The sequence below is a fragment of the Azospirillum sp. TSH100 genome (assembly GCF_004923295.1).
GTDB lineage: Bacteria > Pseudomonadota > Alphaproteobacteria > Azospirillales > Azospirillaceae > Azospirillum.
Map to the genome: position 1 here is coordinate 1,063,911 of NZ_CP039635.1, position 13,590 is coordinate 1,077,500.

The 13,590-nt window shown below is 66.9% G+C and carries 11 protein-coding genes (1 of these 11 cut by a window edge); 4 read left to right on the forward strand and 7 right to left on the reverse strand.

Features of this window, described 5'->3' with window-relative positions:
- Positions 1 to 54 precede the first annotated feature (54 nt).
- The 6 genes from E6C72_RS17395 to E6C72_RS17420 all read right to left on the reverse strand — a co-directional run bounded on the left by E6C72_RS17395 (position 55) and on the right by E6C72_RS17420 (position 8,083).
- The gene (locus tag E6C72_RS17395) at positions 55 to 735 is read right to left on the reverse strand and encodes an RluA family pseudouridine synthase (protein WP_109442709.1); all 681 of its coding nucleotides are present in this window, start codon (positions 733 to 735) and stop codon (positions 55 to 57) included.
- A 7-nt stretch (positions 736 to 742) separates the two neighbouring features.
- Positions 743 to 1,060, reverse strand: coding sequence for a CcdB family protein (locus E6C72_RS17400; protein ID WP_109442710.1), 318 nt, complete (start codon positions 1,058 to 1,060; stop codon positions 743 to 745).
- Positions 1,057 to 1,299, reverse strand: a complete 243-nt coding sequence (locus tag E6C72_RS17405) for a type II toxin-antitoxin system CcdA family antitoxin (RefSeq protein WP_109442711.1) — start codon at positions 1,297 to 1,299, stop codon at positions 1,057 to 1,059. Before E6C72_RS17405 ends, E6C72_RS17400 begins: the two co-directional genes overlap by 4 nt.
- A gap of 142 nt (positions 1,300 to 1,441) precedes the next feature.
- The gene (locus E6C72_RS17410) at positions 1,442 to 3,067 is read right to left on the reverse strand and encodes a fumarate hydratase (RefSeq protein WP_109442712.1); all 1,626 of its coding nucleotides are present in this window, start codon (positions 3,065 to 3,067) and stop codon (positions 1,442 to 1,444) included.
- Positions 3,068 to 3,310: 243 nt separating this feature from the next.
- Complete coding sequence (locus E6C72_RS17415; protein ID WP_109442713.1) at positions 3,311 to 7,417, reverse strand: Pls/PosA family non-ribosomal peptide synthetase; 4,107 nt, start codon at positions 7,415 to 7,417, stop codon at positions 3,311 to 3,313.
- A 363-nt stretch (positions 7,418 to 7,780) separates the two neighbouring features.
- Complete coding sequence (locus E6C72_RS17420) at positions 7,781 to 8,083, reverse strand: hypothetical protein (RefSeq protein WP_136700798.1); 303 nt, start codon at positions 8,081 to 8,083, stop codon at positions 7,781 to 7,783.
- Between the two features lie 63 nt (positions 8,084 to 8,146).
- Here E6C72_RS17420 and E6C72_RS17425 point away from each other — a divergent pair, with 63 nt between their 5' ends.
- Together E6C72_RS17425 and E6C72_RS17430 are read left to right on the forward strand one after the other, a co-directional pair.
- Positions 8,147 to 8,926, forward strand: a complete 780-nt coding sequence (locus E6C72_RS17425) for an SDR family NAD(P)-dependent oxidoreductase (protein WP_247875903.1) — start codon at positions 8,147 to 8,149, stop codon at positions 8,924 to 8,926.
- A 53-nt stretch (positions 8,927 to 8,979) separates the two neighbouring features.
- Positions 8,980 to 10,257, forward strand: a complete 1,278-nt coding sequence (locus tag E6C72_RS17430; RefSeq protein WP_109442714.1) for an MFS transporter — start codon at positions 8,980 to 8,982, stop codon at positions 10,255 to 10,257.
- A gap of 7 nt (positions 10,258 to 10,264) precedes the next feature.
- Here the strand turns inward: E6C72_RS17430 and E6C72_RS17435 are convergent, their stop codons facing one another.
- Positions 10,265 to 10,747, reverse strand: coding sequence for an Lrp/AsnC family transcriptional regulator (locus tag E6C72_RS17435; RefSeq protein WP_109442715.1), 483 nt, complete (start codon positions 10,745 to 10,747; stop codon positions 10,265 to 10,267).
- A gap of 132 nt (positions 10,748 to 10,879) precedes the next feature.
- Here E6C72_RS17435 and E6C72_RS17440 point away from each other — a divergent pair, with 132 nt between their 5' ends.
- Together E6C72_RS17440 and E6C72_RS17445 are read left to right on the forward strand one after the other, a co-directional pair.
- Complete coding sequence (locus tag E6C72_RS17440; protein WP_136700799.1) at positions 10,880 to 13,291, forward strand: transketolase; 2,412 nt, start codon at positions 10,880 to 10,882, stop codon at positions 13,289 to 13,291.
- Between the two features lie 89 nt (positions 13,292 to 13,380).
- Positions 13,381 to 13,590, forward strand: partial view of a hypothetical protein gene (locus tag E6C72_RS17445; protein ID WP_136700800.1) — the beginning only. Its footprint extends 246 nt past the window's final position; the window shows 210 of its 456 coding nt (coding positions 1-210); the start codon lies at positions 13,381 to 13,383; the stop codon falls past the right edge of the window.

The following is a 13,590-nucleotide window of genomic DNA, read 5'->3' on the forward strand; positions in this document are numbered from 1 at the left end:
CCGATCATGGGGCAGCCTGCCGCGTCGCAGCAAGGCTGGAGCGTGGCGGCGGCGCTATGACGCTTCGGTGAAGCCGCAAGTCTCCAGTGCCGCCCGCATGTGCGGCGGGATCGGGGCCTCGGCGCCGACCGGATCACGCTTGGGATAGAGCGGCAGCGAGATGGCGCGCGAATGCAGATGCAGCGGCTTGTCCTCCGGCCCGCCATATTGCGGGTCGCCGACCAGCGGGCAGCCGATGGAGGCGCAATGGACACGGATCTGGTGGGTGCGACCGGTGTGCGGCGTCAGTTCCAGCCAGGTCAGCCCGTCGGCCTGCCCGCGCACGACATAGTCGGTTACCGCCGCCTGTCCCTCGGGCGAACCGACGATGCGCCAGCCACCGGTCTTGTTGGAAACTTTGGCCAGCGGCAGCTCGATCCGTCCGGACTCCTGCGGCGGCGTGCCGGCGACCACCGCCCAATAGGTTTTGTCGACCTTGCCGTTCTGGAACAGGATGCCGATCTTGCGCAGCGCCTTGGCATGGCGGCCGAGGATCAGGCAGCCCGAGGTATCGCGGTCCAGCCGATGGGCGAGGGATGGTGGTTTGGGGAAACCGAAGCGCAGCGCGTCGAAATGCCGCTCCAGGTTCGGTCCGCCGGCGGGGCCGGCATGGACCGGCAGCCCGGCTGGCTTGTCGAGGATCAGCATCAGCCCGTCGCGGTACAGGATGCGGTCTTGGATTTGGGCGGGTGTCACGGGCTACTCATCCCCAGGCACGGGAAATCAGAAGGTCGATGGCGGAAATGATGCGGTCGCTGTCGTCGGCGAGGCAGCAGACTTTTTCGCCGAGTCGTTCGGTGCGGACCGTCACGGTCTGTAGTGGATGAAGAACCACCGAGCGTCCATCGATTTCAAAAGACGGATTCAATTCAGGATCGATGGGCGGTTCCGCGCGCTTGTCGATCATTGGAATGACGACGCGACTGCGTGCTCTGTCGAACCTTCCCGATTGAATGACAACCACAAAGGGAGTCGTCTGTCGGCCGGCGCCGGTGTTTCTATGGACGTCGAACTGGCTCATAAGATGTCGTCGACATGCTGGTCCGCGAAAGACCCATGTTTTTCATCGAAGCGGTTCCATGCGTCGATCACGTCATCCAGGCGACGCTCACGATCCGCTTTCGCCACCTCGTCGGCCAGCATCTTTTCGACCCGTTCCGACAGGTCGCCGGGAAGGGACTGGGCGCGCTGCAGGATATCCTTGTCCAGTGACAAGGTGATGTCCCGCTTCGGCGCGCGCCGGTCATAGACACCGTCCATTGCACAGTCCTCCCCGATCCCGATGCCCCGATCCCGATGCAATCAAGATAGGCGCCCCCGGTGCCATCCCGCAAGCGGGCAGGGAAAAGGGCGCGGTGCATCCTGCAAGGCGCCGCGCCCCTTAACGTCCTGTCAGCCAGGATCAGGCGAGCTTCAACTCCTTGAAGAAGTCGTTGCCCTTGTCGTCGACGATGATGAAGGCCGGGAAGTCCTCCACCTCGATGCGCCAGATGGCTTCCATGCCGAGTTCGGGATACTCGACGCATTCCACCTTCTTGATGCAGTCCTGGGCCAGACGGGCGGCGGCGCCGCCGATCGAACCGAGATAGAAGCCGCCATGCTGCTTGCAGGCCGCCGTCACCTCCGGGCTGCGGTTGCCCTTGGCGAGCATGACCATGGAGCCGCCGGCCGCCTGGAACTGATCGACGAAGCTGTCCATGCGCCCCGCCGTGGTTGGCCCGAAGGAGCCCGAGGCGTAGCCTTTCGGCGTCTTGGCCGGGCCGGCATAGTAGATCGGGTGGTTCTTGAAATAGTCGGGAAGCGGCTCGCCGGCGTCCAGGCGGGCGCGAAGCTTGGCGTGGGCCAGATCGCGGGCGACGATCAGCGGGCCGGTCAGCGACAGGCGGGTGCGGATCGGGTACTGGCTCAGCGTGGCGCGGATCTGCTCCATCGGCTGGTTCAGGTCGATCTTCACCACCTCGCCCGACAGATGCTCGTTACCGATTTCCGGCAGATACTGGGCCGGATCGGTCTCCAACTGCTCCAGGAAGATGCCGTCCCTGGTGATCTTGCCCACCGCCTGACGGTCGGCCGAGCAGGACACGCCGATGCCGATCGGCATCGAGGCGCCATGGCGCGGCAGGCGGATGACGCGGACGTCGTGGCAGAAATACTTGCCACCGAACTGGGCGCCGATGCCCATGTTCTGGGTCAGCTTGTGGACCTCGGCCTCCATCGCCAGATCGCGGAAGGCGTGCGCGTCCTCACCGCCCTCGGTCGGCAGGTTGTCGAGATAGCGGGCCGAGGCCAGCTTCACCGTCTTCAGGTTCTGCTCCGCCGACAGGCCGCCGATGACGATGGCGAGGTGGTAGGGCGGGCAGGCAGAGGTGCCGAGATAGCGGATCTTGTCTTCCAGGAACTTCAGCAACCGGTCGGGCGCCAGAACCGACGGCGTGGCCTGATGCAGGAAGGTCTTGTTGGCCGACCCGCCGCCCTTGGCCATGAACAGGAACTTGTAATAGTCCTCGCCCTCGGAATAGATGTCGATCTGAGCCGGCAGGTTGTTCCGGGTGTTCTTCTCCTCATACATGGAGATCGGCGCCAGCTGGCTGTAGCGCAGGTTGCGCTTCAGGTAGGCGTCGCGGGCGCCTTCCGACAGGGCGGTCTCGTCGCCGCCCTTGGTCCAGACGCGGCGCCCCTTCTTGCCCATGATGATGGCGGTGCCGGTGTCCTGGCACATCGGCAGGGTGCCGGCGGCGGCGATGTTGGCGTTCTTCAGCAGGTCGAGCGCCACGAAGCGGTCGTTGGCCGACGCCTCCGGATCGTCCAGAATCCTGGCGAGCTGGGCCAGATGGCCCGGCCGCAGCAGATGGTTAATGTCGGAGAAGGCAGCCTCGGCCAGCAGGCGCAGACCTTCCGGTTCGACCTTCAGGATCTGCTCGCCGTCGAACTCGACGACCGAGACGTGATCCGAGGTCAGCTTGCGGTAGGTCGTGTCGTCCTTGGCGAGCGGAAACAGGCCGCGGGCTGAGGCGATGTCGTCGGGCATTGGGGCGTTCCTTCATGACGATCCGACGGCCGCCATTCGCCTCCGCGGAACGCGCCCGGCCGGGCGCGCGAAGGGGGCAGGCCGCGCTCGGCCCCCCTTATACACCGCTGCGGGGCGGAGACAACCATCGGAGAGAGTAACGGCGCGCGACGGTTTGTCGTCAGATGAAGACAGGCAAAAGAAAAGGCCGGCACACCGCAATGGTATGACCAGCCTCGTCTTTCCGTCACTGGCGCCGGCTGCTTACGCCGCCGCCCTGACCCGTCCAGCGACCGTGCTGTCGGCATGGGCGGCCGGTTCGGCCGGGGCGCCGACCCAGTCGCCATGAGCGGGGATTTCCTCGCCCTTCATCACCAGGGTCAGCGGACCCAGCCGGGCGAAGTCGCCGACATGGGTGTCGTACAGCACGGTGGCGCCGGCCCCGACGGTGACGCCGGTTCCGACCGTCACCCGGCCGACCTTCATCACGCGGTCCTCGTAGAGATGGGTCTGGAGGGCCGACAAGGCGTTGATGGCGCAATAGTCGCCGACCGACACGCAGTCGAACTCGGTGATGTCGGTGGTGTCCATGTAGACGCCCTTGCCGAACTTCGTGCCGAACAGGCGCAGCACCCAGGGCAGCATCGGCGTGCCGCGCAGATGGTCGAGCAGAACCTTGCCGGCCAGGCCCCAGTACAGCACCGCCACTGCCTCGGTCCGCATCGCCCACCAGGACCACATCGGCTTCATGGTGGGGGCGTAGCGGCCCATCAGCAGCCACTTCACCAGCGCCACCACCAGCACCATCGCCACGGGGATGGCGACGCTGACCGCCAGGAACTGCCAGGCGAAGGCGCCCCAGCGCTGGTCGAGGATGGCGGGGGCGAAGAACTCCACCGCGAAGGTGCCGAAGGTGATGAACAGCATCGACGGCATCGACAGGCTGAACGCCTCGAAGATGCCGCGTCCCAGACGGCGGGCGCGCGACGGCTCGAAGGTCCAGTTGGCCGACACGTTGTCGAACTTCTGGCGCACCGGCAGCTTGATCGGCGGGCTGCCGAACCAGGTGTCGCCGGCCTGCATCTCGGCATTCGCCGGCGGCTTGGATTTGATGCCGATCAGCGTGCCGGTGGGGATGGAGGAGCCCGGCGGCACCACGGCGTCGTTGCCGACGAACACGCGGGCCTCGGTCTTCACCGGTTGCAGATGCATCCAGCCGCGGCGGATATCCTCGTCGCCCAGCACCACCTCGTCGGCGATGAAGCACTTCTCGCCGATCTCCACCAGATCGTAGCGGCCGGCGAGGTTGGTCGAGATCTCGGCGTCGCGGCCGATCTTCGCGCCCATCAGCCGGTACCAGGCCCGCATGTAGACGGTGGCGTAGAGCGAGCTGAGGGTCTCCAGCATCACTTCCGTTGCCAGTGCCACGACCCATTTGCGGACGTAGAACCAGCTGTGGACCGAGTAGGAGCCGGCCTCCACCTTCGGCAGCACGATCCAGCGCATGGCGGCGATCAGCAGCACGGTGAAGGCGACCAGAAACATTGCGGTCGGCCAGGCGATGGCGGGAACATAGTAGAGGTAGTTGACCTTGAACACCCCGCCCATCCAGCTGTCGAGCTTGTCGAACAGGTAGAAGGCCGGGAAGATCGGGATCAACGCCACCGGCGGCAGGCCGACCAGGGCGACCAGATAGATCAGCGACTGGGCGGCGCGCTTGACGACGCCGGCACTGGGTTCCTGCGGCAGGGTGGTGCGATCGACCGTGCCGACCTTGCGAGCGGGCGAGCCGTCCCAGGACTCGTAGTCGCCGGTGTGCGTGCCGGCGGCCAGCGCCGTCAGGTCGGCCAGTTCGGTGCCCTTGCCGACGATGGCGTCGTGGCCGATGACGCAGGAGGTGCCGACATAGGCGTCCTCGCCGATCTCGATCGTGCCGATCACCAGCTCGTTGCCGATCACCTCGGCATTGGCCATCTTCACTTTGCCGCCGGTCGAGGCGCCGCGGCCGATGCTGACCAGATCGATGGCGCCGGATTCGAACTCGCCGATCATCGCATCGGCGCCGACCTTGGCGCCGAGCGCGCGCAGGAACAGCCGCATCACCGGCGATCCCTGGAACCACTTCAGATGGACCAGCGCGATGAAGCGCTGGGCCAACCACCAGCGGTAATAATAGACGCCCCACAGCGGGTAGCGGCCCGGCTTGGTCCGGCCGATGATCAGCCACTTGGCCGCGATTGCGATGGCGACGGTGGCGATGTTGATGACGACATAGACGCCGAACAGCGTCGTGATCTCGCCGAAAATCCCCGCATCCTCGCCGGACAGCAGCATGTAGCTGACGAACACGCCCAGCCACTGCACCGTCATCAGCGCCAGGATGACCGGCAGCGCCGCGGCCTGGGCCAGCCCGCACAGCAGGCGGCGGGCGAGCGGCGGCGGATCGAAGGACAGGTCGGCCGGCTTGGCGCCATGACCGGCCGGCGCCTTGGCGTCCAGCCGTTCGGCCATTGCGCGCAGCGTGCGGGCGCCATAGACGTCCTGAAGGGTCAGGCTTGCCAGCCCGGCGGTCTCGCGCACCGCCGAGACGAAGCGCGCCGCCAGCAGCGAATGGCCGCCCAGGTCGAGGAAGAAGTCGGCCTCCAGCGGGATCGACTGGCCGGGGAGGACCCGGCGGGCGGCGTCCAGCAGCGTGGCCTCGGTCGGGCTGCGCGGCTCCTCCTGCTCGCCGGCACCGGCATGCTCGGTCAGCGGCATGGCCTGCAAGGTCTTGCGGTCGGCCTTGCCGGAGGTCAGGCGCGGCAGCTCCGCCACCTGTTCATAGTGCGCCGGCACCATGTAGGCGGGCAGTTGGGCGCGCAGCGCGTCGCGGAGCGCGGCCTTGTCGAGGGATGAGCCGGGCTGCGCCACCAGGAAGGCGACCAGACGGTCCAGGCCGTTGTCGGTGCGCAGAACCACCGTCGCCTGTGCGACGCCGGGCAGATCGGTCAGCTTCGCCTCGATCTCGCCCAGCTCCAGCCGGAAGCCGCGGATCTTCACCTGATCGTCGATGCGGCCATGGAAGCGCAGGTTGCCGTCGGCATCGACGCTGACTGCGTCGCCGGAGCGGTAGAGCAGCGGATCGGCTCCGCCGGAGCGGAACGGGTTGGCGATGAACTTCTCCGCCGTCAGTTCCGGTCGGCCGAGATAGCCCTGGGCCACGCCGGGGCCGCCGATCAGCAACTCGCCCTGGGTGCCGGGGGCCACCGGCTGCAATGCCTCGTCCACCACATAGCATGTGTAGTTCGGAATCGGGCGGCCGATGGTGACGGGGGTGTCAGGATGAACCTCGGCCACCGTGGCGACGACGGTCGCTTCGGTCGGGCCATAGCTGTTGAACAGGCGCCGGCCCGGCCGGCACCAGCGCGAGGCGACGGCCGGCGGGCAGGCCTCGCCGCCCAGGATGACGACGCGCAGCGACGGGATATCCTTCGGCAGCATCGCCAGCAGGGTCGGCACGGTGTCGAGAACGGTGACGCCGGCCTCGGTCAGCACGTCAGCCAGCCGGTCGGCCTCGTCCAGCACCTGGCGGCTGGCGACCCACAGGGTGGCGCCGGCCAGATAGGGGACGAAGATTTCTTCGAGCGACAGGTCGAAGGCCACCGAGGCGCCCTGGAAGGCCACATCGTCGGCCGTGATGCCGTAGACGCTGTTGGCGGCGCGCAGGTAATGGCAGATGTTGCGGTGGCTGATGACGATGCCCTTGGGCTTGCCGGTCGAGCCCGAAGTGTAGATCGCATAGGCCGGGCTGTCCGGCGTTACCCCATCGGCGCGCAGATCGAACGGCTGCTCGTTGTCGCTCAGCACGTCGCCGATGCGCAGCACCTGGACGTCGGCGCCGGCCGCTGCCAGCGTCGCGGCCTTGGTGCCGGTCACCAGATCGATCAGGATCGCCGGGGCGGCGCAGTCGGTCAGGCTGACGGCCACGCGCTCCGCCGGAGCGTCGGCGTCGAAAGGAAGATAGGCGGCGCCTGCCTTCAGGATGCCCAGCAGCGCCACATGCAGGTCGAGCGACCGTGCCATCCACAACCCGACGAAGCAGCCCGGGCCGATCCCGCGTGCCCGCAGCCCGCGGGCGACCCGGTTGGCGCGCGCGTCCAGTTCGGCATAGGTGACGCGCCGGCCTTCATAGATGATGGCCGTGCGATCCGGATGCGCCCTGGCGGTTGCCTGCGGAATGTCGGACAGCAGTTCGTCGCGCAGAAGGGACGGGTCGATCGCGCCGCTCAGAGTCGGAACCGTCGGAGTGGCGGTCCAAGGAGCGGAGATCGTCGATTGACCGGCCGGGGAAACATCGGTCGGGCCGTTGGCCCGCGCAGTCAGCAGAGTCACGCTGTGTCAGCCTTCCAAAGGGAATCAGCGCGGTGGCGCCAAATGGACCCGATCGTTATGCGGTCCCGGCGGTCGGCTGAACGCGGCGATGGGCCGCTCTCAAGTTGTGACGCTTCATGGTTAACGAATGCTTGCCGCTCGGCATGTCGGCACCCGTACCGATGGGAGATGACAAGTCTTGGGCTGCCCAAGCGCTGCGAAAGCAACATTCGCCCAACCGAAAGAAAGTGTAAGACCCGACGGCACCGGATACATGCAGTTACATGAACGCGCATGTTCGCGCCTTCATGATCCCATGCGCGGCGACGGTCAAGCTTATCCTTATGGAACTGAATCGAAGGGCAGGGCCCTGTGTCGGGGCTATCACATGCCCTGCCACAATGTCCGCTGACCGGTGACTTCCGCCAGGGCGGTCGCCATGCGCCGTTCCGGTTGCCGGTGATCGGCTGTGCTGCAACCAAGACCAGAATAAGCCTCCCGAATGGGTGGGCATTCACGGGCTGAGGCCATCGCGCCGCCGCGGTTCCCGTCCGTTCCGCGCACATGTGGTGTCGCCCGCTGCATTGCGCCATTCGGGACGCGCATGGCTGAGGTTCCGGGATTCCGGGTTCGTCCGGTATTTACATTATGGACATCATCAAAACAAAAAATAATGATGACCGTCATCAATAGCGTCCGGTATCGGCGAGAGGCGCAAATGCCGGACGAAGGACAGGAGAGGGTAGGGTTATGACGGTTGCGATGAACATGATCGGTGCGGACATGAGCGGGCGGGTGGCCCTGGTGACCGGCGGCACCTCCGGAATCGGTCGAACGACGGCGCTTGCCTTTGCCGGCGCGGGGGCGACGGTGATCGTCACCGGCCGACGCGAGGCGGAAGGGCGGGAAACGGTGGAGCTGATCGGCCGTGCCGGCGGCAGCGGCCACTTCGTGGCGGCCGACGTCGCCGACGCCACCGAAGTCGCCGCCCTGTTCGACCGGATCGAGCGTGACCATGGCCGCCTGGATGCCGCCTTCAACAATGCCGGCATCCATTTGGCCGCGCCGCTGACCGAGATGGAAGAGGAGGCTTTCGACCGGGTGCTGACTGTCAACGTCAAAGGCGTCTGGCTCTGCCTGAAGCATGAACTGGCGATCATGCGCGGCCAGGGGCGTGGCGCGGTCGTCAACACCGGGTCGGTGCTGGGCCAGATCGGCATGGCCGGCAATGCCGCCTACTCCGCCAGCAAGGCGGCGGTGGAGGGGCTGACCCGCACCGCGGCCATGGAGGTTGCGGCCTTCGGTGTGCGCGTCAACGCCGTCTGCCCGGCGATCATCCAGACGCCGATGAGCCAGGCTTCCTTCGGTGGCGCCGATCGGGTCGAGGCCGCGCTGGGACCGCTTCACCCCGTCGGCCGTGTCGGCCGTCCGGAAGAGGTCGCCGCCGCGGTGCTCTGGCTCTGCTCCGACGCCGCCGGCTTCGTCACCGGACAGTCGATCAACATCGACGGCGGCGTGACTGCCCGATAACCCGGCCCGATAACCGGGCCCAACAACAGGCAAGCCACCGGAGATCCCAGCCGATGCTGTCCGCTCCCCTCGCCGCCGCTCTGGCCCGGCGCGACATCCACTATGCCTGGATCGTCGTCGCTGTCACCTTTCTGTCGATGCTGGTGTCCGCCGGTGCGGTCGGTGCGCCCGGTGTCCTGCTTCTGCCGCTTCAGCGGGAATTCGGCTGGGACACCGCCGACATCTCCACCGCCATGGCGATCCGCCTGTTGCTGTTCGGGTTGATGGGCCCTTTCGCTGCCGCGATGATCAACCGCTTCGGCGTTCGCCGCATGGTGCTGTCCTCCCTGACGCTGGTCGGTGGTGGGCTGCTCGCCTCGCTGGCGATGCGGGAGGTCTGGCAACTGATCCTGCTGTGGGGCTTTGTCGTCGGCTTCGGCACCGGCCTGACCGCCATGGTGCTGGGCGCCACCATCGCCACCCGCTGGTTCGTCGCCCGCCGCGGGCTGGTGATCGGGCTGCTGACCGCCAGTTCGGCCACCGGGCAGCTGGTGTTCATGCCGCTGCTGTCGATGCTGACGGAGGCCTATGGCTGGCGTACCGCCATCGCTCTGCTGTGCGGTCTGATTGCTGTGGCCGCCCTGGCGATGCTGGCGCTGATGCGGGATCGCCCGGCCGACCTTGGCCTGTCCGCCTTCGGCGAGGTGGAGGGGGCTCCGCCTGCCGCCCCTTCCGGTGCCATCCTGTCGGCCGCGCTGGGCGCCCTGCGTGATGCCGCTGTGACGCGGACCTTCTGGGTGCTGTTCGCCACCTTCTTCATCTGCGGCGCCAGCACCAACGGCCTGATCCAGACCCACCTGATCCCGCTCTGCGTCGATTTCAGCGTGCCGGAGGTGCAGGCGGCCGGCCTGCTGGCGGTGATGGGCATCTTCGACTTCGTCGGCACCGTCGGGTCGGGCTGGCTGTCCGACCGTTACGACAACCGCTGGCTCCTGGTCTGGTATTACGGCCTGCGCGGGCTGTCGTTGCTCTACCTGCCTTATTCCGACTTCACGCTCTACGGCCTGTCGGTCTTCGCCGTCTTCTACGGCCTGGACTGGATCGCCACCGTACCGCCGACCGTGCGGCTGACTGCGGAGCGTTTCGGCCGGGAACGCGCCAACCTCGTCTTCGGCTGGGTTTTCGCCGGCCACCAGCTGGGTGCCGCCGCCGCCGCCTTCGGCGCTGGCCTGTCGCGCAGCGCGCTTCAGACCTATCTGCCGGCCTTCGCCACCGCCGGCGCGCTCTGCCTGCTCGCGGCGGTGCTGGTGCCGATGATCGGCGGCCTTGCCAAGCCGGCTGCCGCAGAGTGATGAAGCATCACTCCCCCAGATGCTCCAGCGGCAGGGCAGTGCGGTAGCGCACCTGCTTCAGGGCGAAGCTGGAGCGGATGCTGGCGACGCCGGGGATGCGGGTCAGGTGCTCCTTCAGGAACCGCTCATAGCTGGCAAGGTCCGGCACCACCACCCGCAGCAGGTAATCGGCGTCGCCGGTCATCAGATAGCATTCCAGCACCTCCGGCCGTGCCATCACCGCCGCCTCGAACCCGTCGAGCCGCGCCTCGATCTGCCTTTCCAGGCTGACATTGACGAAGATGTTGACCGGCAGATCGACGGAGGCCGGATCGACCAGCGCCACATAGCGGGCGATCACCCCAGCCTCCTCCAGCGCCTTGACCCGGCGCAGGCAGGGGGAGGGCGACAGGCCGACCCGCTCCGCCAGTTCGTTGTTGGGCAGCCGGCCATCCTGCTGAAGGGCGGCCAGAATCCTGCGGTCGATGCGGTCGAGGGCATGTCTTGGCATCGGATACCGTTTCCACTGCTGTTCTGGCATCCAATGCTAAAACGGAACCGCAGCCGGCGCCACTTCGCAAGCACCTGCCGGGTCACAGATGATAGGCTGCTCAAACCATAACCCCCGTTCGGGAGCAGACCAATGCCCGCGATCCAGCCGTCCTCCGCCGATCTCGCCTGCCTGGCCGAGCTGGAGCGCAAGGTCCTCTGGCTCGCGTCCTGGACCATCCACAACGCCAACCATGTCCGCTCCAACCTGGATGGACTGAAGATCGGCGGCCATCAGGCCTCCAGCGCCTCGATGTCGACCATCCTGACGGCGCTTTATTTCTCGGCCCTGCGGCCGGAGGACCGGGTGGCGGTGAAACCCCATGCGAGCCCGATCTTCCACGCCATCCAGTATCTGCTGGGCAACCAGACGCGGGAGAAGCTGGAGAATTTCCGCGGCTACAAGGGCGCCCAGTCCTACCCGTCCCGCACCAAGGACGTGGACGACGTCGATTTCTCCACCGGTTCGGTCGGGCTGGGAGTGGCGCAGACCCTCTTCGCCTCGCTGGTGCAGGATTACCTGAAGGCCAAGGGCTGGGCCGCCGGCCTGCCGGAAGGCCGCATGGTCTCGCTGGTCGGCGACGCCGAGATGGACGAGGGCAACATCTTCGAAGCCCTGCAGGAGGGTTGGAAGCATGGCGTGCGCAACACCTGGTGGATCGTCGACTACAACCGCCAGAGCCTGGATGCGGTGATCCGTGAAGGGCTGTGGGAGCGGCTGGAGAACATCTTCCGCGCCTTCGGCTGGGACGTGGTGATCCTGAAATACGGCACCCTGATGCAGGAGGCGTTCAAGGAGCCGGGCGGCGAGCGCCTGCGCCACTGGATCGACACCTGCCCCAACCAGCTCTATTCCGCCCTGACCTATCAGGGGGGCGCCGCGTGGCGCCGCCGCCTGATGGACGATCTCGGCGACCAGGGCGATGTGACCCGCCTGATCGAGCGTCGCAACGACGAGGAACTGGCCCGGCTGATGGGCAATCTCGGCGGCCATGACCTGCCGTCGCTGCTGGAGGCGTTTGCCCAGGCCCGCACCCACGACCGGCCGGTCTGCTTCATCGCCTATACCGTGAAAGGCTTCGGCCTGCCGCTGGCCGGCCACAAGGACAACCATTCCGGCCTGCTGACCCGCGAGCAGATGGACGGCTTCCGCGCCGCCAACAAGGTCCGTCCCGGCCATGAATGGGACCGTTTCGAAGGCCTCGCCCTGCCGGAAGCCGTCCTGGGGGAGTTCCTGCGCCGGGTTCCCTTCGCGCAGAAGGGCCGCCGCCGCTACGAGGCGCCGGCGGTGGCCGTGCCGGCCGCGCTGGCGGTGCCGACGCAGAAGAGCCTGTCGACCCAGGCCGCCTTCGGCCTGATCCTGAACGAGATCGGGCGGGAACGCTCGGCGCTGGCCGAACGCATCGTCACCACGGCACCCGACGTCACCGTCTCCACCAACCTCGGCGCCTGGGTGAACCGCCGCGGCCTGTTCGCCAGGAACGAACTGGCCGACCTGTTCAAGAAGGAACGAATCCCCTCCACCTACAGCTGGGAATTCTCGCCGAAGGGCCAGCATCTGGAACTGGGCATCGCGGAGTCCAACCTGTTCATCCTGCTGTCGGCGCTCGGTCTGTCGCACAGCCTGTTCGGGGAGCGGTTGCTGCCGATCGGCACCGTCTACGACCCCTTCATCATGCGCGGTGCCGACCAGCTGAATTATGCCTGCTATCAGGATGCTCGCTTCATGCTGGTGGCGACGCCGTCCGGCATCACACTGGCGCCGGAGGGCGGAGCGCATCAGTCCATCGCCACGCCGCTGGTCGGCATGGCGCAGGACGGGCTGGCCTATTTCGAGCCGGCTTTCGCCGACGAGTTGGCCGTGGTTATGCGCTGGGCCTTCGACTACATGCAGCGGGACGGCGAGGGTGCCCCTGGCGAGCGCAACTGGCTGCGCGACGAGACCGGCGGGTCTGTCTATCTACGCCTGTCCTCCCGCGCGCTGGAGCAGCCGATCCGGACGATGGACGAGGAACTCGCCCGCGACATCGTCGATGGTGCCTATTGGTTGCGCAAGCCGGGGCCGAACGCCCAGGTGGTGATCGCCTATACCGGCGCCGTGGCATCGGAGGCCATCACCGCCGTCGGCATGCTGGGGGAGGACCGGCGCGATGTCGGGTTGCTGGCGGTGACCTCCGCCGACCGCCTGCATGCCGGCTGGAGTGCTGCCCAGCGGGCGCGAGAGCGTGGTCTCGGCCATGCACGGGGTCATATCGAACGCCTGCTCGACGGGGTGCCGCCCCATTGCGCTCTGATCACCGTGGTGGACGGCCACCCGACGACGCTGGGCTGGCTGGGTTCCGTTGGCGGCCACCGCACGCGGGCGCTGGGGGTGGAGCATTTCGGTCAGACCGGAACCATCGCCGACCTTTATCGCCATTACGGCATTGATGCCCGCGGCATCGCCGCGGCGGCGGAGGCCGTCTCTCCCGGCCGGCCGGTCCGTTACTTGCGTGCGATTGGCTGAATTGTCAGCCTCCAGCCTGCACATGACGGGTGGCCTGAAGCGCAGGCTGTGGCATGCTGTTGAACGGATTTGGCGACAGGACATGACAGATGCTGTGGAGAGCCGAAGTCGGTGAAGACCTGTTCGGGATGGGGCGGAATCGTCGTTTTCATTCGTCCCGGCGATCGGTCGGCGTGGTGCTGGCGGCCTTTGCAGTCTGCATGATGATTGCGGGTGGTGCATCGGTTGCCAGGGCCGATGTCCCTCCGCGATTCTCTGCAGCATTGGAACCGATGACCGACGCTGAGGCGGTGGGCATG